Here is a 23,948-nt window from a genome sequence, read left to right as displayed (position 1 = left end):
ACCATCCATCGAACATGACCCCTAGAAACTGGCGCGGCCAAGGCGAGTGCCCCCGCGCAAGGGCCGCCCCGCCGCGCTGGGGGCGTCCCCCTGGGGGAAGGCGCGAAGCGACTCAGGGGGGGTCATATGATCCGGGAGAACCGGGCGCGGTTGCGGTCGGCCTGCAGGTAGCGGTCGAACACCATGGCGATGCCGCGCACGAAGAACCAGCCCATGGACGTGACGGTGATGCCCTCACCGGTCACGCTGACCAGCCCCTGCTCCTGCAGGCCCGCGAGCTGCTCCAACTCTGCCGCGAAGGTGCGGCGAAAGTCGATCAGCCAGCCCGCCTCGATGGACTCGAAGGACAGCTCGCCCTGGCACATCAGCGCCATGATGACGGCGCGGCGCACCAGGTCGTCGCGGTTCAGCGCCAGGCCGCGCACCACGGGCAGACGGCCCTGGTCCAGCAGGTCGTAGTACTCGTCCAGGGTCTTGGCGTTCTGGCTGTAGGTGGCGCCCACGCGGCCGATGGCCGAGACGCCCAGGGCGATCAGGTCGCAGTCGGGCTGGGTGCTGTAGCCCTGGAAGTTGCGGTGCAGCCGCCCCTGTCGCTTGGCCACGGCCAGGGCGTCGGTGGGCAGGGCGAAATGGTCCATGCCCACATAGACATAGCCTGCATCCATGAACTGCTGCAGCGAGCGCGACAGCATGGCCACCTTGGAAGGCGCCGCGGGCAGCTCGGCCGGCACGATGCGCCGCTGGGGCTTGAAGCGCTCGGGCAGGTGGGCATAGGCATACAGGGCGATGCGGTCGGGCCGCAGGGCCTTGACCTGCTCCAGCGTGCGGTCGAAGGATTCGGGCGTCTGCCGCGGCAGGCCATAGATCAGGTCCACGTTGACCGACTCGAAGCCCAGGCGGCGCGCGGATTCCACCAGCGCGAACACCTGCTCGGCCGGCTGCACGCGGTGCACCGCCTTCTGCACGTCGGCATCGAAGTCCTGCACGCCAAAGCTCAGGCGGTTGAAGCCCAGCTCGGCCAGCACGGCCAGGCGCTCGGCCGTCACGGTGCGCGGGTCCACCTCGATGGAGTATTCGCCGCCCGGCGCAAAGCTGAAACTGCGCTTGAGCACGGCCATCAGCTCGCGCAGCTTGTCATCCGACAGAAAGGTGGGCGTACCCCCGCCCAGGTGCAGCTGGCTCACCACCTGGCCGGTGCCGCAGTGGGCTGTGTGCAGCTCCACCTCGCGCGCCAGGTAGCGCAGGTACACGTCGCCCCGGTCGTGGTGTTTGGTGATGATCTTGTTGCAGGCGCAGTAGTAGCACAGCGATTCGCAGAACGGAATGTGCACGTACAGCGACAGCGGCAGCGCCTTGCCCGGCGCGCCCGCCCGGCGCTGTGCCAGGGCCAGCACGTAATCGTTTTCGCCAAACGCCTCCACGAAGCGGTCGGCCGTGGGATAGGAGGTATAACGGGGGCCCGGCACGTCGAAACGGGTCAGGAGTTCGGGCGTCACAGCGGTCATTTCGGGGGCATTCCTTATTGAAGTGGAACTTTGCCGCAGTGCCCGCCCCCTGTCCTTGACCTAGATCAAGTGTTGAAAGTCCCCCAGGGGCCACAATTTGATTCATGTCAGCCACCACCACGCTCCTCTCGCCGGATGCGATCCGTTCGCAACCCCCAACAGCTGCTGCGCCCATGAACCCGCTCACCATCAAAGTCGCCTGTTCCAACTGCAACCTGCGCGAACTGTGCATGCCCGTGGGCCTGAACGACGCGCAGCTGGAACGCATCGACGAGATCGTGGCCACGCGGCGCAAGGTCAAGCGCGGCGGCACGCTGTTTCGCAATGGCGAGACCTTCACCTCGCTGTACGCCATCCGCACCGGCTTCTTCAAGACCTGCGTGGCCACCGAGGACGGACGTGACCAGGTGACGGGCTTCCAGATGGCGGGCGAGATCATCGGCCTGGACGGCATCGTGAACGACCACCACACCTGCGACGCCGTGGCGCTCGAAGATGCCGAGGTCTGCGTGATGCCCTTCGACCGCATCGAGGAACTCTCGCGCGAGGTCACGGCCCTGCAGCACCATGTGCACAAGATCATGAGCCGCGAGATCGTGCGCGAGCACGGCGTCATGCTGCTCCTGGGCAGCATGCGCGCCGAGGAGCGCCTGGCGGCGTTTCTACTGAACTTGGTGCAGCGCCTGCATGCGCGCGGCTTTTCGCAGTCCGAGCTGGTGCTGCGCATGACGCGCGAGGAGATCGGCAGCTACCTGGGCCTCAAGCTCGAAACCGTTAGCCGCACCTTCTCCAAGTTCGTCGAGGAAGGCATCGTCGAGGTCAAGCAGCGCCATGTGCGCATCCTCGACACCGATGCGCTCAAGCGCATCGTGAATTCGCAAACCTGTAGCTAAGAGAACCTGTTTACGATCTCCCAGGGGTCGCGCAGCGGCCTTGGCGGGTGGGATGCAAGGCGCGGGGTGCAGTTGATAGCTCAGCTATCAACAAGCGCCGCAACGCCGCAGACCGCCCGCCAAGGCCACTGCCCGAAGGGTTGGAGCGAAATCGGGCGATTGGACGCCCCGGCTGCTTGCATGGGCACGAGCCCATGCGGCGCACCCGAAGCATCCACTCATCCCGATTGCGCTCCAACGCGATCCCCTGCGAGATCGCAAACAGGTTCTCAAACCTGAAGCCGGGCGAGCACTTCGGCCTTGCCGCTGCTGGCATCAGCCCGCAAGATCAGCGCCTCGCCCGAGCTGGTATTGCCGCCCGCGAGATCGGCGAGCACGAACATGTGCGTGAACCAGGCTTCGAAACTTCCGGCCCGCAGCGATGCGGCCACCAGCGCCTGGCGCAATTCGCGCAAATGGTCTGCGCCAGTGGTCTCGCGTACACCATGCGGGGAGCCTAGCGCCGGCCACACCTGGGGTGCTGCAAACGCCAGAGTCGCCGTGTCGATGCAGCGGCACCAGGGGCTGGCGAGCACCCTGGCCGGTTGCAGTTGGCGCTCCTTGAACCACGCGCCCGTGCGCCGCGCCTGCTCGCGGCCTTCGTCATTGAGGTTGCGCTGGGTGCTGCAATCGCCCAGGCGGAACCCCGGCGGATCGAACGTGCCGGGCGCCAGCGCGTGGCGGAACGCGGCCACCACCCCACCCTTGCGCAACAGGGCTTCGGCCTCCCGATCCTGGCTGGCCCAGGCGCGCAGCGTGGCGAGGGCCAGGCCGGCGCCCAGCAGGGTGCGCCGGCCCAGGGCCGCGTCCTGAAAACGGTGGCATGTCGGCATGGAACTCCCCGGCATCGGGTGAAGCGTTGGCGCCCCACTGTAGCGGGGAGTGCGCCGCCGGGTGCAAACCTGCGGGGGCGCCGGGGTCTTGCCGCGGCGCCCAGGGCCTGCTCAATCGAGCGAAATGCGCTGCGCCTTGATCAGCTTGTGCCACTTGTCGGTTTCGGTGCGGATCAGGTCCGCATACTGGGCCGGCGTGCTGGCCACGGGCTCGATGCCGAAATCGATGAGCTTTTGCTTGACGGCAGGCTGGTTGATGGCCGTGGCCACCTGTTTTTGCAAAGCGTTCACCACGTCGGCCGGCGTGCCCGCGGGGGCGACGATGCCCACCTGGGCAGAGGCCTCCACATTCTTGAAGCCCAGCTCGGCAAAGGTCGGCACATCGGGCAGCTGGGGCAGGCGCTTGGCGTTGGCCACGGCCAGGGGGCGCACCTTGCCGGCCTTGATGAAGGCGCCGCCAGCGGCCAGGTCGACCATCATCGCGGGGATCTGGCCGCCGGCCAGGTCGGTGAGCGCGGGCGCCGCGCCGCGGTAGGGGATGTGGGTCATGAACAGGCCGGCATCGACCTTGAGCAGTTCCATCGCAAGATGGTGCGGGCTGCCGGCGCCGGCCGAGCCGAAGCTCATGGCGCCGGGCTTGGCCTTGGCCTTGGCGATGAAGTCCTTGGCGTCCTTGAAGTCCGCGCCCGGGTGGGCCACCAGGATCATGGGGAACTTGCCCATCAGCGTCACGGGCACGAGGTCCTTGCTGGGGTTGTAGGTCAGCTTGCTGTACAGCGCGGGGTTGAACACCATGGTGCCGTTGTCGGCCGACAGGATGGTGTAGCCGTCGGGTGCGGAGCGGCCCGTCTCGACGGCGGCAATGGCGGTGTTGCCACCGGGCTTGTTGTCGATCAGCACCGGCTGGCCGATCTGCGTCGACAGCTGCTGGCCCACCGTGCGCGCGAGAAAATCGGAGCCGCCGCCTGCCGGGTAAGGCACCAGCCAGCGGATGGACTTGGCGGGGTAAGCAGCAGTTTGCGCGCTGGCCGGTGCGGCCCAGGCCAGCAACGCGGGCAGGGCCAGCATGGCGGCAACCAAGCGACGATTTTTCAACATGTCCAGACCTCGTAGGATTAATATCTGCGTGATGTTACTCCGCTATGCGTAATAACCTGGGGCAGCGTTTACCCTAGGTTCACCCTTGAATCACCATGAGCACATCCCCTTCCCCGGCCCGGGTGGCCGACCGCCGCCAGCGCGTCCAGTCCGCTGAAATGGGCCTGAGCGTCCTGAAGGCGCTGACCCGCCTGGGCGGCGCCGCCAGCCTGACCGCCACCGCCGCCGAGGTGGGCGAGAGCCCCGCCAAGGTGCACCGCTACCTGGCCAGCCTGTGCCAGCAGGGCTTTGTCGAGCAGTCGCCCACCAACCAGCACTACTACCTGGCGCAGGAATCCATCGCCATCGGCCTGGCCGCCCTGCGCCAGTGCGACCCGATCCGCCTGGGCGAGGCCTCGCTGCAGCGCCTGCGCCAGGCGCTCGAAGTCACGGCCTTCCTCGCGGTGATGGGCAACAAGGGCGCCACCGTGCTGCGCATGGAAGAGCCCACGCTGCCCGTCACCGTGAATATCCGCGCGGGCTCGGTGTTGTCCACGCTGTGGTCCGCTACGGGCCGGGTGTTTTTGGGCTATTCCAACGACCGGCAGGTCACCGACATGGCCGAGCAGGAACTGGCCGAGGCCTCTGCCGAGCGGCGCGCGCAGCTCGATGGCACGCGGCCGGTGGAGCAACTGCGCCAGCAGGTGCGCGCACGCGGCTGGGCCATGGCCAACGACTCGCTGCTCAAGGGCATCAGCGCACTCGCCGCGCCGGTCTTCGACGCCACGGGCAATGTGTGCGCCTGCCTGACCACGCTGGGCGCCACGGGCGGCTTCGACCTGCGGCCCGATGGCGCCATCTGCCCCGCCCTGCTGCAGGAGGCGCGCCTCATCAGCCGGGCCATGGGCTACCAGGGCCACTGAGCAAAACCAAGGGTAAACCCGTATCTTTGCATCCATATTGCGTAATACATTTACGCAAAAGGAGATTCACGATGACTGCCCCCGCCAACGCCTCGCGCTGCCCGGTCGACCATGCGGCCATGGCCGCCGCCCTGAAGAGCCCCACGGGTTGCCCGGTGAGCGCGCGCGCGGCGGCGTTCGACCCGTTTGCCCCCAGCTACCAGCAGAACCCGGCCGAGGTGGTGCGCTGGGCGCGCGAGGAAGAGCCCGTGTTCTACAGCCCCGAGCTGGGCTACTGGGTGGTGACGCGCTACGAGGACGTGAAGGCGGTGTTCCGCGACAACCTCCTGTTCTCGCCCTCCGTGGCGCTGGAAAAGATCACGCCCGCCACCGGGGAGGTGATGGACATCCTCAAGAGCTATGGCTTTGCGATGAACCGCACCATGGTCAACGAGGACGAGCCCGACCACATGGCGCGCCGCCGCCTGCTGATGGACGCCTTCATGCCCGAACGGCTGATGGACTACGAGCAGCCCATCCGCGACCTGGCGCGCCAGTACATGGACCGTTTTGTCGACAAGGGCCGCGCGGACCTGGTGGCGGAGATGTTCTACGAGATCCCGCTGACCATTGCGCTGCACTTCCTGGGCGTGCCCGACGAAGGGGCCGAGCAGCTGCGCCACTTTGCCGTGGCCCACACCCTGAACACCTGGGGCCGGCCCACGGCACAGGAGCAACTGGAGATCGCCCACAACGTGGGCCGCTTCTGGCAGACGGCCCAGGGCATCCTGGACACCATGATGGCCCAACCCGACGGCGAAGGCTGGATGTACGACTCCATCCGCCAGCACCACGCGCACCCGGACATCGTGACCGAGTCCTACCTGCGCTCCATGATGATGGCCATTCTGGCGGCCGCGCACGAGACCACCTCCAACGCCACGGCCAACGCCTTCATGACCCTGCTGTCGCACCGCGAAGCCTGGGAGGAGATCTGCGCGCAGCCTGCGCTGATCCCCAATGCGGTGGAAGAGTGCCTGCGGGTGGCCGGCTCCATCATCGCCTGGCGGCGCATGGCCATGCGCGACACGGTGGTCGGCGGCGTGGAGATTCCCAAGGGCGGCAAGCTGCTGCTGTTCCAGGCCTCGGCCAACGCGGACGCCAGCCATTTCGAGGACCCCGACCGCGTGGACCTGCACCGCGAGAACGCGGTGGAGCACCTGACCTTCGGCTACGGTGCGCACCAGTGCATGGGCAAGAACATCGGTCGCATGCAGATGCGCATCTTCCTCGAAGAGTTCGTGCGCCGCCTGCCTCACATCCGGCTGGTCGAGGGGCAACAATTCGATTTCCTGTCGAACACCTCGTTCCGCGGGCCCTCGGCGCTGTGGGTGCAGTGGGACCCGCTGCAGAACCCCGAGCGCCAGGCGGACAAGGCACAGGCCGTGCTGGCCAAGTTCCAGATCGGTCCACCGCCCAAGGACGGCATCGCACGCGCGGTGGTCATCAAGGACAAGATCACCGAGGGCGATGGCCTCTACCGCTTCGTCATCGCCGCTGCCGGCAGCACGCCCCTGCCCACCTGGACCGCAGGCTCGCACATCGACCTGATCGCCGGGGGCCACCGCCGCAAGTACTCGCTGTGCGGCGCGGGCGCGCACCCGGGCTGCTACGAGATCGTGGTGCAGCGCGAGGAAGAGGGCCGCGGCGGCTCGCGCCACTTCTGCGACACCCTGCAGCCGGGCGACGAATTGCAGTTGGCCGGCCCGAAAAACCTGTTCCGCATCGACGAAGCGGGCGCCCACCACGTGCTGCTGGCCGCGGGCATCGGCATCACACCCATCCTGGCCATGGCCGACCGGCTCAAGGCCCTGGGCCTGCCGTACGAGCTGCACTATGCGGGCCGCACGCGCCAGAACATGGCGCTATTGGACCGGGTACTCAAGGACCATGCCGGCCATGCCACGCTGCACATCAAGGCCGAGGGCGCGCGCATGGACCTCCCCGCCCTGCTGCAGCAGGTGGACGCCACCACGCGTGTCTATGCCTGCGGCCCGGACCGGCTGATCGCCGAACTCGAAACCCTGGCCGAACACTGGCCCGAGGGCGTGCTGCGCTTCGAGCACTTCAGCACCGACAACGCGGCGCTCGATCCGAGCAAGGAGCATGCGTTCACCGCCGAGCTCAAGGACTCGGGTCTCACCATCGAGGTGCCGCGCCACCAGACCCTGCTGCAGGCGCTGCAGGCAGCCGGGGTCGATGTGCCCTGCGACTGCGGCGAGGGCCTGTGCGGTGCCTGCGAGGTGCAGGTGGCGGGCGGCGACATCGACCACCGTGACAAGGTGCTCACCAAGACCGAACGCCAGGCCAACCAGCGCATGATGGCCTGCTGCTCGCGGGCTGCGGGGGAACGGGTGGTGCTGTTCCTGTGACCCGCGGGGCGAACGCCTTGCCCCATGGGGGCATGGCGTTCAACCGGCCCTGGCTGGGGCGCCGGCCTTGGCCTGGCCCCGGGCCTGCGCTTCGGTCTTGAGCGATTTCCAGAGGCCCCAGACGTCGCGCAGCACCTGCGGTGTGGCCTCTGCCTCCACACCGTGGCGCAGGGATTCCGCAAAGCGCAAGCGGGGTGCCGGATCGCAGCTGAGCTTGTGAGGCACACGGTAGTTGTCGATCTTCTTGAACAAACCGTGCAGGCTGGACTGCAGCCGCGCTGCCCGGTCGTCATTCCACCCGACGTGCTCCTCGGTCGTGACCAGGCGCTTGCCCTTGAGCGCCAGCGGGGCCTGCGCCAGCAACTGGTAGAACAGGTCGATGGTCCGGCTGGTGAACATGTCGGTCAGGCCGGCAATGCCGTACTCGCCCCGGGCCTGGCCCGCGAGCCAGAATTCACTCTCGTGTATCCACTCGCCCAGGTACAAGCTTACTTGGGACGGTGCATGCCGCTCGAAGCCGAGAAAGCGGATCAGAGCGACGTGGTCATCAACAGCCAGGCCATAGGGCTGGGAGTCCCGGCTGAGCAGGTCGTGGAGGAAGGGGTCGGCAAACGCCCTGCCCGACTCCTCGGACCGGAGAAGCTCGTCGGTTTCGCTGTCCCTGAAGTGGCTGCGTGCCTCGATCACCGCATGCCAGTGTGCCTCGCCCTGCAAAGGGCTCCAGATCAGTTCGCGGCAGCGGATGAAGTCGTCGGGGGATTCCACGACCTTGCCCTCGAAAAACAGGGCCCTCAGCTGCTTGAGCTCTTCCTTGCGGCACCAGTCGAAATAGTCGGCCTGCTCCAACCGGTCCCACAGGTCCTGTCGGGTATGGCCATCGATGGCTTGGGCGTCCATGTCTTTGTTTGCTCCCTGGATGGTGGTGGCGCAGCAGCGACGGGCCCTGCGTTCGGTGTGGAGGGATTCTAGGGAGCCCTGCGCCCGCCGCACTGGACAACTTGTCCATCGAACGCCGCTGTGCCACGCCCTCCTCAATCCTGGGGATACCGCAGGCCGGGCCGCGCCGATAACCTGAAGGCTCCATGCCATCGACCTTCAGGAGCGCCTTCATGAGCCACCCCTCGCACCAGCCCCGCCGCCGGTTTCTGCAACACACCGGCGCACTGGCCGGCACCTTGACTGCCCCGGCCTGGCTGGCCGCGTGTGCAAGCACGGCATCCACGCCGTCGGACCCCACCCAGCTGACCTCTGCCCAGGCCATTGCGCAGATCAAGGGCGGGCAACTCCAAGCCGTGGACTATGTCGCCGCGCTGGCGGCGCGCGCCCGGGCGCTGCAGTCACTCAATGCCCTCATCACGCTCGACGAAGCCGGCGCCCTGACCGCCGCGCGGCGCATCGACGCGGCACGCGCCTCGGGCGTCGCGCTCGGCCCGCTGGCGGGCCTGGTGATCGTGGCCAAGGACAACATCAACACGGCCGACCTTCCCACCACCGGCGGCACGCCCGCGCTGCAGGGCTTCAAGCCGCCACGCACGGCGCCCTCGCTGCAAAAGCTGATCGATGCGGGTGCCATCGTGCTGGGCAAGGCCAACCTGCACGAGTTGGCCTTCGGCATCACCAGCACCAACCTGTCGCCCTTTGCCGGGCCGGTGGGCAACCCGTATGACCCCACACGCATCCCCGGTGGCTCTTCGGGCGGCACGGCCGCGGCCATTGCCGCACGCATGGTGGCGGCCGGCCTGGGCACGGACACGGGTGGCTCCACCCGCGTGCCGGCCGCCCTGTGCGGCATCGTGGGCCTGCGCCCCTCGGTGGGCAATGGCGGGGCCGAGCGCCGCTACCACGACCCGCTGGCCGTCGTGCCCATCAGCCACACGCGCGACACCGTGGGCCCCATGGGCCGCACCGTGGCCGACGTGGCCCTGCTCGACGCGGTGATCACCGGCGATGCCAGCCTGCCCGCCCTGCCGCTCTCGCGTGTGCGCCTGGGCCTGCCACGCCCGCTGTGGGCGGGGCTCGACGCTTCCCTGGCCACCGTGGTGAACGCCGCGCTGGCCAGGCTGCGCGCGGCCGGCGCCACGCTGGTGGAGGTGGACATGGCGCAGCTGATGCCGCTCAACGAGAAGATGTCGTTCCAGATCGCACTGCACGAGCCTGTGGCCGACCTCCCCGCCTACCTGGCGGCCAACAATGCGCCGGTGAAGACGGTGGCCGAAGTCGCGGCCAAGGTGGCCAGCCCCGACGTGCAGGGCGCTTTCGGCGCCATCCAGGCCGACGCCTTCGGCGCCGCCTACCCAGAAGCCATGGCCGTGCACCGACCACAGTTGCAGGCCCTGTATGCCAGCACCTTTGCCCAGGGCAACTTCGATGCCCTGCTGTTCCCGACCACACCGCTGCCGGCCGTGCCCATGGACAAGGCCAAGGGCTCTTCCACCGTCAAGGTCAACGGCGGTGCGGATGCGGACACCTTCGCCACCTTCATCCGCAACACCGACCCGGGCAGCAACGCCGGGATTCCGGGCCTGTCGGTGCCCGCGGGCCTGACCAGCGCCGGCCTGCCCGTGGGGCTGGAGCTCGACGGCCCGGTGGGCAGCGACCGCAAGCTGCTGGCGATTGGCCTGGAAATCGAGAAGCTGCTGGGCAGCGTGCCGGCGCCGAAGATCTAACCGGGCGCTGGCGGGCCCGCCGGCTCGGCGACTGCGTCGGTGAACAGCGCGCGCAGCCAGCGGTGACCCGCGTCCTCCTGCACACGGGCATGCCAGGCCATGGCCAGGTTGAACACCGGTATCTCGAAGGGCACGGGCAGGATCTCCAGGATGGCCGCGTAGCGGCGCAGCAACTGGCTGGGCAAGGTGGCCACGCAGTCGGTGTGGGTTAGCACCAGCGCCACCTGGTTGTAGCTGGGCACGGTGACGACCACCTTGCGGCTGCGCTGCTGTGCGGCCAGCAGCTCATCGATCTGGCTGTGCGGATGGCCCACCTGCGAGACCAGCACATGCGGCAGACGGCAGTATTCATCGAGCGTGGCGGGCGCAGGGCCACGCGGGTGGCCGATGCGCTGCGCCATCTCGAAACGGTCGCCCATCAGGTAGCGTGACTTGAGCGGGCCGGGCACCTTGCCCACGTCGCCCAGGTACAGGTCGACCTCGCCGCGCTCCATGCGCTCCACCAGGCCGGAATCGGCCGCGGGCACAAAGCTCACGCGCAGCTCCGGGTTGCCGATGGCGGCGATGCGCCCCAGTGCCGGCAGGCCCAGGATGCTGAACACGCTGTCATTGGCCGCGATCACGAAGGCGCGGCGTGCGCTGGCGGGGTCAAAGCTTTCGCCCAATTCCACCGCTCCGCGCAACTGGTTCAGTGCCTCGCTGAGCCGGGGTTTCAACTCCAGCGCGCGGTGCGTGGGCACCATGCCGCGGCCATTCTCGGCGGGCACGAGCAGCGGGTCCTCGAACAGGTCGCGCAGCTTGGCCAACTGGCCCGACAGGCTGGGCTGGCTGATGTTCAGGCGCCGTGCCGCGCGCGTGACGTTGAGTTCGTCGAGCAGCGCATCGAGCGAGATCAACAGCGGCAGATCGGAACGCCGGATATCCATGGTGCCTATACCTCCTATCGGCAATTCCGACTCACGCTCTGGTGCCGGTGCGGCCTATCGTTGCGCCCTCACTTCACCGCACTTGTCGCGAGCTTTCAGATGATCCAATTTTATTACCACCCCACCCCCAACCCGCGCAAGGTCGCGCTGCTGCTGGAGGAACTGGGCCTGTCCTACGGGATGGTTCCGGTCGATACCTCGAAAGGCGAGCAGCACAGCGCCGCCTTTCGCGCCATCAACCCCAACGGCAAGGTGCCGGCCCTGGCCGATGGCGATGCCACGGTGTTCGACAGCGCCGCCATCCTGCTGCACCTGGCCGAGAAGAGCGGGCGCTTTCTCGGCGCGCCCGGTGCCGCAGGCCGCGCCGAAATGCTTTCGTGGCTGATGCTGGCCGCCACGGGCCTGGGCCCCTTCACCGGCCAGGCTGTGCACTTCACGCACTACGCGCCCAAGCCGAAGGACTACGCGCTGCACCGTTACCAGTTCGAGGCCGAGCGCCACTGGGCGCTGTTCGACGCCCGGCTGGCCACGCGCCGCTATGTGCTGGGCGATGACCACTACAGCATCGTCGACATGTCGCTCTGGGGCTGGTGCGGCGGCCTGGCCTACCTAATGGGCGATGCGGCGTGGGCAAAGTTCCCGCACGTCAAGCGCCACTTCGACGAACTCAATGCACGCCCCGCCGCCATCGCAGCGATGGCGCTGGCCACAAAGCACACCTTCAAGACCGAGCTCGATGCCGATGCCAAGGCGCAGCTGTTTCCGCACGGCCGCGTGGCCTGAGCCCTGTCGCTGTTTCCAACTTCTTTTTCTCTCACACCATGACGATTCGCCGTTCCCTCATTTCCCTGGCCGCCGCTGCATCACTGCTCGGCCCCGTGCTGGCGCTTGCCCAGAGCACCGCCCCCACGCCCCCCGCTTCCACCGCCACAGCCGCACAGCAGGCCGGCTTCTACCGCTTCAGCGTGGGTGGCGTGCAGGTGGTGGCCCTGTCCGATGGCACTGTGCCGCAAGATCTGCATGCCCTGCTGCACCTGAAGCCCGCGCAGACCGACCAGTTGCTGCAACGCGGCTTTCTGGCCAACCCGGTGGAGGCCTCGATCAATGCCTACCTGGTCTACGCGGGTGACCGCCTGGCGCTGATCGATACCGGTGCCGGTGCCTTCTTCGGCCCCGGCGCGGGTGGCAAGCTGGTGGCCAGCCTCCAAGCCGTGGGCGTGGCGCCTGCGCAGATCAACGATGTGCTGATCACCCACATCCACACCGACCACAGCGGCGGGCTGGTGGACGCGCAGGGCGAACGCGTGTTCCCCAACGCCACCATCCATGTGGGCAAGGCCGACGTCGACTTCTTCCTCGCGCCCGGCAACCAGCAAGGCGTGCGCGGCTACGACAAGGCCTACTTCCAGCAAGGCACCACCGCCCTCGGGCCGTATGTGAAATCAGGCCAGGTGCGCCCCTTCACCGGCGCGGTGGACATCGTGCCCGGCATCCGCTCACGCCCCACCCCGGGGCACACGCCCGGGCACGCCTTCTTTGTGCTGCAAAGCCGGGGCGAGGCGCTGGAGTTCATCGGCGACATCCTGCACGTACAGGCCGTGCAGATGCCCCGGCCCGACGTGACCATCGCCTACGATGTGGTGCCCGGTGACGCCAAGGCGCAGCGGCTGCAGCAATTTGCACGCTTGGCGAAGGAGCGGCGCATGGTGGCTGCGGCGCACCTGCCGTACCCCGGCGTGGGCTATCTGCGCAATGAGGGCAAGGGGAAGTATGCGTTTGTGCCGGTGGACTACCGGTACCGGGCGGGGGAGTGAGCAGCGCAATAGCCGAAACGCGTTGAGAGGGCTATCCCGCCCCGTCAGCCGCTATCGGACCTTGAAAGGCAAGGTCAATGTGGTGCCGTGGTACCTCACTGTGGCTTCGTACCTTGCCTGGTCGCCTCGCAGGTTACTGAGCACTGTCATCAGCTGCCCAAAGCTGGACACCGGCTGCTTGCACACCGAATCCAGCACCCCCTCCACCGGATATTCCGAGTTGGCGAACTCGCTGTCGACGCCCAGGATGACGAGGGCGTTGCTCAACCTCAGGCCGGCGCGCAGATAGACCTGTTCCTCCAACGGTTTCGCTGCTGGGGGATTGGAAGACGCGGTGGCTGATGCATCCTTGAACAGCGTGCAGACCCCCTCGGCGGCGCCAGCCGTATCCACTCGCTCGGCTGTGGCATTCGTCACTACAGCCGGCGGCGCATTGCCAGCTTCGGCGATCCTGCGCATCGCGGAGTCCGTGCGCTCACTGGCCCGGCGCCAGATGATGGGCAAGGCCAGGTGGGCAGGCAGGTGTTCCGAGAAAAGGACTCTGGTGACCGGCAGTCCATACAGCACGACAAGAGATCCCAGGCCAGAACGTCGAACGTCCAGAATCCGACCAAAAGCCCCCGCGTCCGTGCTGTCGTAGATGGAGGCCCTCCACACTTCCTGGGCATCCTTGTAGGCCCCCAAAGCGGCCTCGAACATGCTGATCGCTGCTGCATCCGCCTTGGGGCTGGCTCTGTAGACGCCGAGCGCGCTTGCGGGCTCCTGCACCTGCTGGGCATAGGCGGCGTAGGAAATGCCGGACGACACCGACCCTTGCAAGCCCAGGAATGCATTCTTCACCCTCTCCAGGCTGGGATCCGGCTGTGGGACAGCCGCTGGCCGGGTGTTCATGAGTTCTTGCAGGCATGCCAGTCGCTTGTTGCTGTCGGCGATGTTGTTGCATGCCTCCAGCAGGATGGAAGACTGTGCGCTTGCCCCGATTGCCACGCATGCGGCAGCCCCCAATACCATCAGTTTTTTCAAGACACATCCCTCGGCGACGAATGGATTGGATTATCGCCAGGGTGAGCGCCATGCCATCGGCGCCCAGGGCACAACCCTCAAGCCTAATGCCTAGCCCCTGCCCCCAGCAGCCGCTGCACCAGCTCCGTGCGGTTATGCACTCCAAACCGCTCGAACAGCGCATCCACATGGGTGCGCACCGTCGAATAGCCAATGCCCAACTCGGCCGCAATCTTCTTGTCGGGCCAGCCCGCGCACAGGGCCTGGGCGATCTCGCGGGCGCGGCCGCTCAGGCCCTGCCAAGGGTCGGGTGATACCGGCACAGGCTCCGCCGCGGGCCGGTCACGCATCCGACGCAGCGCACCGGTGAAGGCAGGCTGCACCAGGCGCAGCAGGTCCAGCGTGTCGCGGTCGAACGGTCCGCGCTGGCGGCCGCGCCAGATGCGCAGGTCACCGAGGTTGCGCTCGCCATCCCAGGCAAACAGGTTCACGCCGTGGTGCAGGCCGTCGCGGGCCAGGAAGTCGTTGAAGAACTCGGTCTTCATGAGTTCCTGCTGGGGCAGGATCTGCGTGACCAGGGTGGGCGCACGGCGCTGGCGCAGCTGGTGGGTGATGGGGTCGCGGTACTGGTAGTAGGCCTCGTAGGCCTGCAGGTTGGCGTCATCCATGTGGATGGCGGCGCGCTCGCCAAAGCGCTGAGCCGCATCGTCCCAGGTGTAGGAGGCGAAATGGTCGGCCTGCAACAGGTCCAGCAGGTCCTCGCCCACGGCCAGCCGCAGGGCTGCGCTGCCGGGCAGGTCGGCGGCCTCCAGCCGGCCCATGAGGCGGGACAGTTTCTCGACGCGGGCTTGGCTCAGGTACATGGCGGCAGGGGTGACGGGCCGGCATGGCCCGCCCGCTACTGTAGGGAGATCCCTGTGCGCATTCAAGAGCCGTGCCAGGCTCGCTTTCCCTAAGAGCGGCTAACAAAACTCTTCTGGCGTCGTTGCTGCGCCTTGCCAGAACCGCTTCGCTGAGTTTTGTTATCCGCTCTAAGCGGGTAGCCCTTTGCCCCGACAGCTCAGGGTTGGTGATGCCGGGCGCAATCCGCAGGCCGCTCGGTCACGGGCACCGGGCAGCGGTTGAGCTCGAACGGCGACATGGCCAGCAAGGTGGTGAGCGCGCTCGACGCCATGGTGACCAGCCAGAACACAAAGAACGCGAGGGTGTAGACCCCCTCGCGCGACAGGGCCAGGGCCTGGCCGCCGAACCAGTGCATGTCCTGCGGGTCCACGACGGCGAAGACCAGCATCTCCAGCACGCCCGCCATCAGAAAGGCGGGCCAGGCAATCCACATCAGGCGTTGGCGCAGCATGGGGGTGTCTCCTTGTTTGGGGCTTTGGCGGCGCACACCGCCAGCGGTCAGCGGGGTTTGTCCTGCTCTGGTGTGGCTGCATGGTTGCGGCCCTTGACGGCCGGGGCCATGCTGCTGCGGGCCTTGTCGCCCAGGGTCTTGTTGATCTCGATGCCTTGCTGGTAGTAGTCCTCGGCCACCACAGGGTCAGGGCTCGATACGGCCAGCCACAAAGTGACAAAGCCCGCGACGACGACGATGGCCGGGCCGGAGATGACCAGCCAGACATGGCCGAACTTCCACCAGGGGGCGGTGACGGGTGCAGCGGCGATGGAGGGAGATGAAGGCATGTGGGTCATCCTGAAAAATGTGAGGTAGTCGGGGGGTGGATCCGGTCAGCGCGGCACCAGAAACACCGATTTCTCGGTGACATGGCCGCCGCCGCCCAGGGCCTCGATCTCGAACTGCACGGGGTGCGAGCCAGGCGTGGCCGAACCGTAGGGGATCTGCAGGCGCACGGCGACCCAGCGGGATTCGGCGGCGCCGATGTCGACCTCGGCTTCGGACGCGACCCTGAGGCCATCGAGCCCGTGCGCGCCAATGCGGTAGCGCTGGCCGGACTCGGTGGCGTTCATGATCTGCAGGCGGTAGATATTCTCGAGCTGGCCGCCCGCGACGATGCGCGAGAGCGCGGCACGGTCGCGCACCACGTCTACCTTGAACGGGGTGCGCAGCACCAGGCTGGCGGCCAGGCCCAGGCACAGCGCCAGCAGGATGGCGCCGTACACCAGCACGCGGGGGCGCAGCACGCGGCGCAGCATCTGTGCACCGCTCCAGCGCGCGGCCACGGCGTTCTGGGTGGAAAAGCGGATCAGCCCGCGCCGGTAGCGCATCTTGTCCATCACGGTGTTGCAGGCGTCCACGCACAGGCCGCAGCCTATGCATTCGTACTGCAGGCCATTGCGGATGTCGATGCCCACGGGGCAGACCTGCACGCACAGGGTGCAGTCGATGCAGTCGCCCAGGCCGCTGACCTTGGGGTCCACGGCCTTGCTGCGCGGGCCGCGGGGTTCGCCACGCGCGTTGTCGTAGGTCACGATGAGGGTGTCGCGGTCGAACATGGCGCTCTGAAAGCGCGCATACGGGCACATGTACTTGCACACCTGCTCGCGCATATAGCCCGCATTGCCATAGGTGGCGAAGCCATAGAACAGCACCCAGAAGATCTGCCAGCTGCCCTGCAGCGCCAGCAGCTCGGCGCCCAGTGCGCGGATGGGCACGAAGTAGCCCACGAAGGTGAAGCCCGTCCACAGCGCGAGGCCGACCCACAGCAACTGCTTGAGCGCCTTCTTGCGCAGCTTCTCCCAGGTCCAGGGGCCTGCGTCCAGGCGCAGGCGGGCGCTGCGCTCGCCCTCGACCTTGTGCTCGATCCACATGAACATCTCGGTGTACACCGTCTGCGGGCAGGCAAAGCCGCACCACAGGCGCCCCGCCACGGCGGTGAACAGAAACAGCGACAGCGCGCTGACGATGAGCAGGCCGGTGAGGTAGATGAAGTCCTGCGGGTACAGCACGTAGCCGAACAGGTAGAAGCGCCGCGCGCCCAGGTCGAACAGCACCATCTGCCGCTCGCCCCACTGCAGCCAGGGCACCACGTAGAACACCAGTTGGGTCAGGGCCACCATGGCCCAGCGCCAGCGCGCGAAGCTGCCGCTGATGGAGCGCGGGTAGATCTTCTTCTGCGCTTCATAGAGCGAAACGACTTCGGCCGCGGCGTCCGTGGTGCCTGCAGGCCCGGCAGCAACCGGGGTGATGGGAATGACCTTGCGGGCGGGCCCGCTGGGTGGCTTCATGGCAATTCTCGAAAGGGGTGGCCTGGGGCAATGCCTGTTATGGGCTTGCGGCCGGCCTGGCGCGCCCCTGGCCCTGCCGTGGTGGCGGGGCCGGAGGCGCAGGGTTCAGCTCATTGCGCGGCGGCGGGAGAGGCGCCGCTGTTTGAGAGGCTCCAGACATAGGACGCCAGCACCTTGATCTGGGCTTCCGTCAGCTTCTCGGCCTGGGCCGGCATCTGGTTGGTCTTGCCGTTGTTGATCATGGCGGTGATGGCGGCCTCGCCCCAGCCGTGCAGCCACACGTCATCGGTGAGGTTGGGGGCGCCCAGGGCGGCGTTGCCCTTGCCGTCCATGCCGTGGCAGGCGGCACAGGCGCTGAACTTGGACTTGCCCAGCGATGCGCGCAGCGAGTCGTGCGGGCTGCCCGACAGGCTCAGCACATAGTGCGAGACATTGCGCACGTCCTCGGGCGAGCCCACTGCGGCGGCCATGGGGGGCATGACACCGGTACGGCCCTGCGTGATGGTCTCGCGGATCTTGTCGGGCGTGCCGCCGTGCAGCCAATCGCCGTCGGCCAAGTTGGGAAAGCCCTTGCTGCCGCGCGCGTCGGAGCCATGGCACTGCGCGCAGTTGTTCATGAACAGACGCTCGCCGATGGCATGGGCCTGCGGGTCGCGCGCCATGTCTTCGGGCTTCATGTCGGCAAAGCGGGCGTACAGCGGGGCCAGCTCGGCCTTGGCCTTATCCATCTCGTTCTGGTACTCGCCCAGCTGGGTCCAGCCGAGCTTGCCGGCAAAGGTGCCCAGCCCCGGGTAGGCAGCCAGGTAGGCCAGGCCGAAGACAATGGTGATGACGAACAGCCACACCCACCAGCGCGGCAGGGGGTTGTTCATCTCCACCAGGTCTTCGTCCCAGACGTGGCCGGTGGTGTTGTCGCTGGTGGCGGCGACCTTCTTGCGGCCAGCCATCCACAGCAGGAGCCCGCAGGCGACGATGCCGCCCAGGGTCACGGCGGTCACGAAGACCGACCAGAAATTGCTGGTGAAGTCACTCATGGGGTGCTCTCTTCATGGGTTGTTGTCGTTGTTCTTGCTGCGCCGGGCGGTCATTCGTGCTCGAAGGGCACGCGCCCCGCTTCGTCGAAGCGGTCCTTGTTGCTGCCCAGGTAGGCCCAGACCCAGATGCCGATGAAGCAGACCAACGAGGCCAGCGTGGCAACGATGCGCATGGTGGTGATGTCCATTTTCAAAACTCCTTACTTGAGCGCGCGGCCCATGACCTGCAGGTAGGCCACCAGGGCGTCCATCTCGGTCTTGCCCTTGAGCTCGGCGGCCGCGTCGGCGATCTGCGCGTCGGTGTAGGGCACGCCCACGGTGCGCAGGGCCTTCATGCGGGGTGCGGCCACGGCGGGGTCGACCGGGGTCTTCTCCAGCCAGGGGTAGGCGGGCATGTTGGACTCGGGCACCACGTCGCGCGGGTTGTTCAGGTGGATGCGGTGCCACTCGTCGCTGTACTTGCCGCCCACGCGGTGCAGGTCGGGGCCGGTGCGCTTGCTGCCCCACTGGAAGGGGTGGTCGTAGACGAATTCGCCGGCCACCGAGTAGTGGCCGTAGCGCAGCGTCTCGGCGCGGAAGGGGCGGATCATCTGCGAGTGGCAGTTGTAGCAGCCCTCGCGGATGTACACGTCGCGCCCGATGAGCTGCGTGGCGGTATAGGGCTCCACGCCCTTGACGGCCTCGGTGGTGGACTTCTGGAAGAACAGGGGCACGATCTCCACCAGGCCGCCAATGGCGATCACCAGCAGGATCAGCACGATCATCAAAAAGTTGTTGGTCTCCACCTTTTCGTGGCTGAAGCCAGGGGTGGTTGTCGCGGGAATCTTGTTGTCAGACATGGTCAAAGCTCTCCGTACGGCGTCTGCTCAGGCGTGGGCCGCGTGCACTGCGGGGATGGCCACCTTGCTCGAGCGGCCGGCGATGGCGGTGGCCCAGGTGTTCCAGGCCATGACCACCATGCCGCCCAGGTACAAGAGGCCGCCCAGCAGGCGCACCACGTAGAAGGGGTAGGTGGCCTTGACGCTCTCGACGAAGGTGTAGGTGAGCGTGCCGTCGGGGTTGACCGCGCGCCACATCAGGCCCTGCATGACGCCAGCGATCCACATCGCGGCGATGTACAGCACGATGCCGACGGTGGCCATCCAGAAGTGCAGCTCGATGGCCTTGACCGAGTACATCTTGTCGCGGCCGAACAGGCGCGGCACCAGGTAGTAGAGCGAACCCATGGAGATCAGGCCCACCCAGCCCAGGGCGCCGGAGTGCACGTGGCCCACGGTCCAGTCGGTGTAGTGGCTCAGGGCGTTGACGGTCTTGATGGACATCATCGGGCCCTCGAAGGTGGACATGCCGTAGAACGACAGGGACACGATCAGGAAGCGCAGGATGGGGTCGTCGCGCAGCTTGTGCCAGGCGCCCGACAGGGTCATCACGCCGTTGATCATGCCGCCCCAGCTGGGCGCCAGCAGGATCAGCGAGAACACCATGCCCACCGATTGCGTCCAGTCGGGCAGCGCGGTGTAGTGCAGGTGGTGCGGGCCGGCCCACATGTAGGTGAAGATCAGCGCCCAGAAGTGCACGATGGACAGGCGGTAGCTGTACACCGGGCGGCCGGCCTGCTTGGGGATGAAGTAGTACATCATCCCCAGGAAGCCCGCGGTCAGGAAGAAGCCCACCGCGTTGTGGCCGTACCACCACTGGACCATGGCGTCCTGCACGCCGGCGTAGGCCGAGTAGCTCTTCATCCAGCCGGCGGGCACCGCCGCGCTGTTGACCAGGTGCAGGATGGCCACGGCCAGGATGAAGGCGCCGAAGAACCAGTTGGCCACGTAGATGTGGCGCACCTTGCGCATGCCCACCGTGCCGAAGAACACGATGGCGTAGGACACCCAGACCAGCGTGATCAGGATGTCGATGGGCCATTCGAGCTCGGCGTATTCCTTGCCTGAGGTGTAGCCCAGCGGCAGGCTGATGGCCGCCGCCACGATGACGAGCTGCCAGCCCCAGAAGGTGAAGGCCGCCAGCGGCCCGGCGAACAGCCGCACCTGGCAGGTGCGCTGCACCACGTAGTAGCTGGTGGCGAACAGCGCGCAGCCGCCAAAGGCGAAGATGACGGCATTGGTGTGCAGCGGCCGCAGGCGCCCGTAGCTGAGCCAGGGAATGCCGAGGTTGAGTTCAGGCCAGGCGAGCTGGGCGGCGATGATGACGCCCACCAGCATGCCCACCACCCCCCATACCACTGCCATGATAGAAAACTGCCGCACGACGGTGTCGTTGTAGTGCGCTGCAGCTGTGTTGTGAGTTGAATCCATCGGGCACCTCTTTGTGTTGTAAAGAGTCTCCCGCAGAGGGGCCCGGCGGGTATTGACGCATGTCAATCGTTCCTGAGAATGCGCTCGCCCTCTTGCTCCACGCTCTCGAACTGGCCGCGGTACACAGCCCACCACAGGCCCGCCAGGATCAGCAGGACCAGCACCACGGACAGGGGGATCAGCAGGTACAGGATGTCCATCACACGGCCTCCAGCGCGGTGGGCGCAAGGCCTGGCACGGGGGCCTGTGCGCCCCCCTGCGCCAGCAGCTTCTCGCCCGGCAGCCGCGCCAGGCGCGAGGCATTGAGCACCACCAGCAGCGAGCTGGCCGCCATGCCCAGGCCGGCGAGCCAGGCCGGCATGTACCCGAGCACCGCCAGCGGCACGCACAGCGCGTTGTAGAGCGCCGCCCACCACAGGTTCTGGCGCACCACGCGCAGGGTTCTGCGCGCCAGCAGCAGGGCCTCGGGCACCAGCGCCAGGCTGGCGCCCAGCACCACGAAGTCGGCCTGCGCGCGCGCCAGCGGCACCGCGCTGCCGAAGGCAAAGGACACATGGGCACCGGCGAGCACCGGCCCGTCGTTGAGCCCGTCACCCACCATGGCCACGTGGCGCCCCTGGGACTGCAGCATCTGCAGTGCAGCCAGCTTGCCGGCTGGCGTGCAGTCGCCCTGGGCCTGCGCGATGCCGGCCTGCGCGGCCACGCGCCGCACCGATGCCATGCGGTCGCCCGAGAGCATGTGCACGGCCACGCCCTCGTGCTGCAGGGCCTGCAGCACGGCGCGCGCCTCGGGCCGCAATTGCTCGGCCAGGGTGAAGCGGGCCAGTTCCACGGCCGTACCCTGCCCGTCCACCTCTTCGGACAGCACGACCTGCAGGGTGGTGCCCTCGGCGCCCTCCTCCCCGGCATCCACGCCCGCATGGCGTGCAGAGCCCAGGCGCAGCCGGCGCGGGGCAGCGGCACCCTGGGCATCGCTCACGGTGGCGGTCAGCCCCCTGCCGGCCTCCTCGACCACCTGCGTGGCCACCCACCGCCCCGCGTCTGCAGGCGCGGCCGCGCACAGTGCGCGCGATGCCGGGTGCACCGACTGGCGTGCCAGCGCGGCGGCCAGCGCCAGCGCATCGCTGTGCGCCAGGCCGGCAATGGATGTGTGCACGGTTTGCAGCGCCATGCCGTCGCGCGTGAGCGTGCCGGTCTTGTCGAACACGACGGTGTCCACCGCGGCCAGCGCTTCGAGCCCCTGCAGGTTGCGCACCAGCAGGCCGTGGCGCGCCAGCGTGCCCGCGGCGGTGAGCATGGCCACCGGCGTGGCCAGCGACAGCGCGCACGGGCAGGTGACGATGAGCACGGCCACCGCCACCATGAGCGCATGGCCCGGGTCGCTGGGCCACCAGTACGCAGCGGCCAGCACGGCGGCCACCAGCACGGCGATGAGGAAGGGCCGCGCCACGCGGTCGGCCAACTGCGCCAGGCGCGGCTTTTGCAGCGATGCGCTTTCCATCAGCGCCACGATTTGTGCAAAGCGCGTGGCGCCGCCCACGCCCTCCACACGCACCTGCACCGCTGCCTGCAGGTTGTAGCTGCCGGCCACCACGGCGCTGCCCAGGGGCCGCGCCACGGGCGTGGACTCGCCGGTGAGCAGGGCCTCGTCGGCCTGGGTGCAGCCCTCGGTGATGCGGCCATCGGCCGGAAAGGCTTCGCCCGGCAGCACACGGATGACATCGCCCACGGCCAGGCGGCGCGTGGCCACACGGGTGAAGGTGAGCCCATCGGCACTGCGCCGCTCCACACTGTCGGGCAAGCGGTTCATCACCGCCTCCAGCGCACCGGCCGTGCGGTCGCGCAGGCGCAGCTCCAGCCAGCGGCCGGTGAGCAGAAAGAACACGAACATGGTGAGCGAGTCGTAGAACACCTCCTTGCCGAAGAGGCCCGCAGGGTCGAAGGTGCCCGCCGTGCTCACGGCAAAGGTGATGGCCATGCCCAGCGCGACGGGCAGGTCCATGCTCACGCGGCGCAGGCGGACGTCGCGCAGCGCGCTGGTGAAGAAGGGCCCGCAGGCAAAGCACACCACCGGCAGCGTAATGACCCACGAGGCCCAGCGCAGCAGGGTCTCCATCTCCTGCGACAGGTCGCCCGGCTGCGCCACATAGGCGGGCCATGCGTACATCATCACCTGCATCATGCAAAAGCCCGCCACCAGCCAGCGCCACAGCGCGCGCCGGTTGTCCTGCTGGCGCTGGGTGCGCGCGAACGCATCCACCGCCGGCAGCGCCTGGTAGCCCGCGCGGGCCACGGCCGCCATCCAGCCCGAAGGCACCACCTGCGCCGGCTGCCACACGATGCGCGCGCGGTGGGTGGTGGCGCTCACGTCGGCGGCCAGCACGCCGGGCACGCTGCGCAGCGCGTCCTCGATGGTGAGCGCGCAGGCCGCGCAGTGCATGCCCGACAGCACCACATGCGATTCCCATGCGGGGGCCTCCTGCGGCGCGGTGCCAGCCGGCAATTCCGCAGGTGCGCCGCTGGGGGTGCAGGGGCGGCCGAAGGACGCCCATTCCTGCGGATCGTCGAGCAGCATGGTGGGGTGCTGCGCTTGTGAAGAGTCCACCGGCAAGCCTGGTACCTCTGCGCAGATGGTGGGTGCGGCATTTGACATGGCTCAAGCCTATCGCCGCAGCAGGGTTGGCGGGTTGACCTGGATCAAGGCGAGGAACATCATGGTCCGTACGCTTGCGGTATCTACAAGGAGACCACCATGTACTACCAACGCATTCTGATCGCCACCGACGGCTCCACCCTGTCCGAAAAGGCCGTGGACCATGGTCTGGCACTGGCGGAACTGTCCGGCGCCACCGCCATCGCGCTCAAGGTCGTGCCGCGCTACCCACGCAGTTACTTCGAGGGCGGCGTGTCCGTGGAGCTGGCCGATGTGAAGCGCATCGAGCAGCAGTGGAACGACGCGGCCCAGTCCCTGGTCGACGCCGTGCAGGCGCGGGGCAAGGCGCGTGGCATCACGGTGAAGGCTGTGGTGAGCAAGTCCGACCTGGTGGCCGAGGCGATCATCGCTGCGGCCAAGAAGCACAAGGCGGATTTGATTGTGATGGCGTCGCATGGGCGCAAGGGGGTGAAGCGGATGTTGATGGGGAGTGAGACGCAGCATGTGCTGACCCATTCGCACATTCCTGTTTTGGTGTTGAGGTAGCTCTTTACTTCCTGTTCAACGCTTGCGACGCATGGTTGCTCCATGCTCTGATTGAGGGCGGAGGCCGGGATGTGCGCCCGGCGGCGCACCTACCTTCTTTTGCTTCGTCAAAAGAAGGTAGGCCAAGAAAA

The 23,948-nt window shown here is 67.5% G+C and carries 23 protein-coding genes; 7 read left to right on the top strand and 16 right to left on the bottom strand.

The features are described 5' to 3' along the window. Positions 1-122: 122 nt before the first annotated feature. Positions 123-1,505, bottom strand: coding sequence for an oxygen-independent coproporphyrinogen III oxidase (hemN, locus tag AC3WOH_RS31790; protein ID WP_492233333.1), 1,383 nt, complete (start codon positions 1,503-1,505; stop codon positions 123-125). Positions 1,506-1,678: 173 nt separating this feature from the next. On the opposite strand from hemN, the gene fnr reads away from it, so the two are divergent. After that, positions 1,679-2,398, top strand: coding sequence for a fumarate/nitrate reduction transcriptional regulator Fnr (fnr, locus tag AC3WOH_RS31785; protein ID WP_184864259.1), 720 nt, complete (start codon positions 1,679-1,681; stop codon positions 2,396-2,398). Between the two features lie 269 nt (positions 2,399-2,667). On the opposite strand, the gene AC3WOH_RS31780 is transcribed toward fnr, so the two are convergent. Both AC3WOH_RS31780 and AC3WOH_RS31775 read right to left on the bottom strand, forming a co-directional pair. After that, positions 2,668-3,270: a histidine phosphatase family protein gene (locus AC3WOH_RS31780; protein ID WP_492233332.1), complete on the bottom strand. Its 603-nt coding sequence runs from the start codon at positions 3,268-3,270 to the stop codon at positions 2,668-2,670. Between the two features lie 111 nt (positions 3,271-3,381). Next, the gene (locus AC3WOH_RS31775; RefSeq protein ID WP_492233331.1) at positions 3,382-4,368 is read right to left on the bottom strand and encodes a Bug family tripartite tricarboxylate transporter substrate binding protein; all 987 of its coding nucleotides are present in this window, start codon (positions 4,366-4,368) and stop codon (positions 3,382-3,384) included. A 95-nt stretch (positions 4,369-4,463) separates the two neighbouring features. Here AC3WOH_RS31775 and AC3WOH_RS31770 point away from each other — a divergent pair, with 95 nt between their 5' ends. Both AC3WOH_RS31770 and AC3WOH_RS31765 read left to right on the top strand, forming a co-directional pair. Beyond that, a complete protein-coding gene (locus AC3WOH_RS31770; protein WP_492233330.1) occupies positions 4,464-5,270 on the top strand; it encodes an IclR family transcriptional regulator in 807 nt (268 codons plus the stop codon). 71 nt (positions 5,271-5,341) lie between these two features. Then, positions 5,342-7,681 carry a cytochrome P450/oxidoreductase gene (locus AC3WOH_RS31765; RefSeq protein ID WP_492233329.1) on the top strand — a complete coding sequence of 780 codons (2,340 nt, stop codon included), beginning with the start codon at positions 5,342-5,344 and terminating at the stop codon, positions 7,679-7,681. Between the two features lie 39 nt (positions 7,682-7,720). On the opposite strand, the gene AC3WOH_RS31760 is transcribed toward AC3WOH_RS31765, so the two are convergent. Continuing rightward, on the bottom strand, positions 7,721-8,578 hold the full coding sequence (locus AC3WOH_RS31760) for a hypothetical protein (protein WP_492233327.1): 858 nt from the start codon (positions 8,576-8,578) through the stop codon (positions 7,721-7,723). Positions 8,579-8,790: 212 nt separating this feature from the next. Between AC3WOH_RS31760 and iaaH the strand changes: the two genes are divergently transcribed. Further along, positions 8,791-10,347: an indoleacetamide hydrolase gene (iaaH, locus tag AC3WOH_RS31755; protein WP_492233326.1), complete on the top strand. Its 1,557-nt coding sequence runs from the start codon at positions 8,791-8,793 to the stop codon at positions 10,345-10,347. Here the strand turns inward: iaaH and AC3WOH_RS31750 are convergent. Continuing rightward, entirely contained in the window at positions 10,344-11,273 is a 930-nt protein-coding gene (locus tag AC3WOH_RS31750) for a LysR family transcriptional regulator (protein WP_492233325.1), read from the bottom strand. The two genes, iaaH and AC3WOH_RS31750, sit on opposite strands and share 4 nt — an antisense overlap. A 99-nt stretch (positions 11,274-11,372) precedes the next feature. Here AC3WOH_RS31750 and AC3WOH_RS31745 point away from each other — a divergent pair, with 99 nt between their 5' ends. Further along, positions 11,373-12,056 (top strand): glutathione S-transferase family protein, encoded by a 684-nt coding sequence (locus AC3WOH_RS31745; protein WP_492233323.1) that lies wholly within the window; start codon positions 11,373-11,375, stop codon positions 12,054-12,056. Between the two features lie 38 nt (positions 12,057-12,094). Continuing rightward, complete coding sequence (locus tag AC3WOH_RS31740; protein ID WP_492233322.1) at positions 12,095-13,087, top strand: MBL fold metallo-hydrolase; 993 nt, start codon at positions 12,095-12,097, stop codon at positions 13,085-13,087. Between the two features lie 51 nt (positions 13,088-13,138). On the opposite strand, the gene AC3WOH_RS31735 is transcribed toward AC3WOH_RS31740, so the two are convergent. The 11 genes from AC3WOH_RS31735 to AC3WOH_RS31685 all read right to left on the bottom strand — a co-directional run bounded on the left by AC3WOH_RS31735 (position 13,139) and on the right by AC3WOH_RS31685 (position 23,271). Then, entirely contained in the window at positions 13,139-14,110 is a 972-nt protein-coding gene (locus AC3WOH_RS31735) for a hypothetical protein (protein WP_492233321.1), read from the bottom strand. Positions 14,111-14,193: 83 nt separating this feature from the next. After that, a complete protein-coding gene (locus AC3WOH_RS31730) occupies positions 14,194-14,952 on the bottom strand; it encodes a helix-turn-helix transcriptional regulator (RefSeq protein WP_492233320.1) in 759 nt (252 codons plus the stop codon). A 197-nt stretch (positions 14,953-15,149) separates the two neighbouring features. Continuing rightward, complete coding sequence (locus AC3WOH_RS31725) at positions 15,150-15,443, bottom strand: hypothetical protein (protein ID WP_492233319.1); 294 nt, start codon at positions 15,441-15,443, stop codon at positions 15,150-15,152. A 47-nt stretch (positions 15,444-15,490) separates the two neighbouring features. Further along, positions 15,491-15,772 (bottom strand): FixH family protein, encoded by a 282-nt coding sequence (locus AC3WOH_RS31720; protein WP_492233318.1) that lies wholly within the window; start codon positions 15,770-15,772, stop codon positions 15,491-15,493. Positions 15,773-15,817: 45 nt separating this feature from the next. Further along, positions 15,818-17,275 carry a cytochrome c oxidase accessory protein CcoG gene (gene ccoG, locus AC3WOH_RS31715; RefSeq protein ID WP_492233317.1) on the bottom strand — a complete coding sequence of 486 codons (1,458 nt, stop codon included), beginning with the start codon at positions 17,273-17,275 and terminating at the stop codon, positions 15,818-15,820. Positions 17,276-17,385: 110 nt separating this feature from the next. Beyond that, positions 17,386-18,309: a cytochrome-c oxidase, cbb3-type subunit III gene (ccoP, locus tag AC3WOH_RS31710; protein WP_492233316.1), complete on the bottom strand. Its 924-nt coding sequence runs from the start codon at positions 18,307-18,309 to the stop codon at positions 17,386-17,388. A gap of 50 nt (positions 18,310-18,359) precedes the next feature. After that, a complete protein-coding gene (locus tag AC3WOH_RS31705; RefSeq protein ID WP_184864295.1) occupies positions 18,360-18,497 on the bottom strand; it encodes a cbb3-type cytochrome oxidase subunit 3 in 138 nt (45 codons plus the stop codon). A gap of 12 nt (positions 18,498-18,509) precedes the next feature. Then, positions 18,510-19,148, bottom strand: a complete 639-nt coding sequence (gene ccoO, locus AC3WOH_RS31700; RefSeq protein ID WP_492233315.1) for a cytochrome-c oxidase, cbb3-type subunit II — start codon at positions 19,146-19,148, stop codon at positions 18,510-18,512. A 27-nt stretch (positions 19,149-19,175) separates the two neighbouring features. Beyond that, on the bottom strand, positions 19,176-20,618 hold the full coding sequence (gene ccoN, locus AC3WOH_RS31695) for a cytochrome-c oxidase, cbb3-type subunit I (RefSeq protein WP_492233314.1): 1,443 nt from the start codon (positions 20,616-20,618) through the stop codon (positions 19,176-19,178). A gap of 62 nt (positions 20,619-20,680) precedes the next feature. Next, the gene (gene ccoS / locus AC3WOH_RS31690) at positions 20,681-20,818 is read right to left on the bottom strand and encodes a cbb3-type cytochrome oxidase assembly protein CcoS (protein WP_007860012.1); all 138 of its coding nucleotides are present in this window, start codon (positions 20,816-20,818) and stop codon (positions 20,681-20,683) included. Next, entirely contained in the window at positions 20,818-23,271 is a 2,454-nt protein-coding gene (locus tag AC3WOH_RS31685; protein WP_492233313.1) for a heavy metal translocating P-type ATPase, read from the bottom strand. Before AC3WOH_RS31685 ends, ccoS begins: the two co-directional genes overlap by 1 nt. A 99-nt stretch (positions 23,272-23,370) precedes the next feature. Between AC3WOH_RS31685 and AC3WOH_RS31680 the strand changes: the two genes are divergently transcribed. Further along, complete coding sequence (locus AC3WOH_RS31680) at positions 23,371-23,817, top strand: universal stress protein (RefSeq protein ID WP_492233312.1); 447 nt, start codon at positions 23,371-23,373, stop codon at positions 23,815-23,817. Positions 23,818-23,948: the final 131 nt, after the last annotated feature.

It is taken from the genome of Acidovorax sp. FW305-C-20-28, from assembly GCF_058783375.1.
This window is presented reverse-complemented; position numbering and strand designations above follow the sequence as displayed.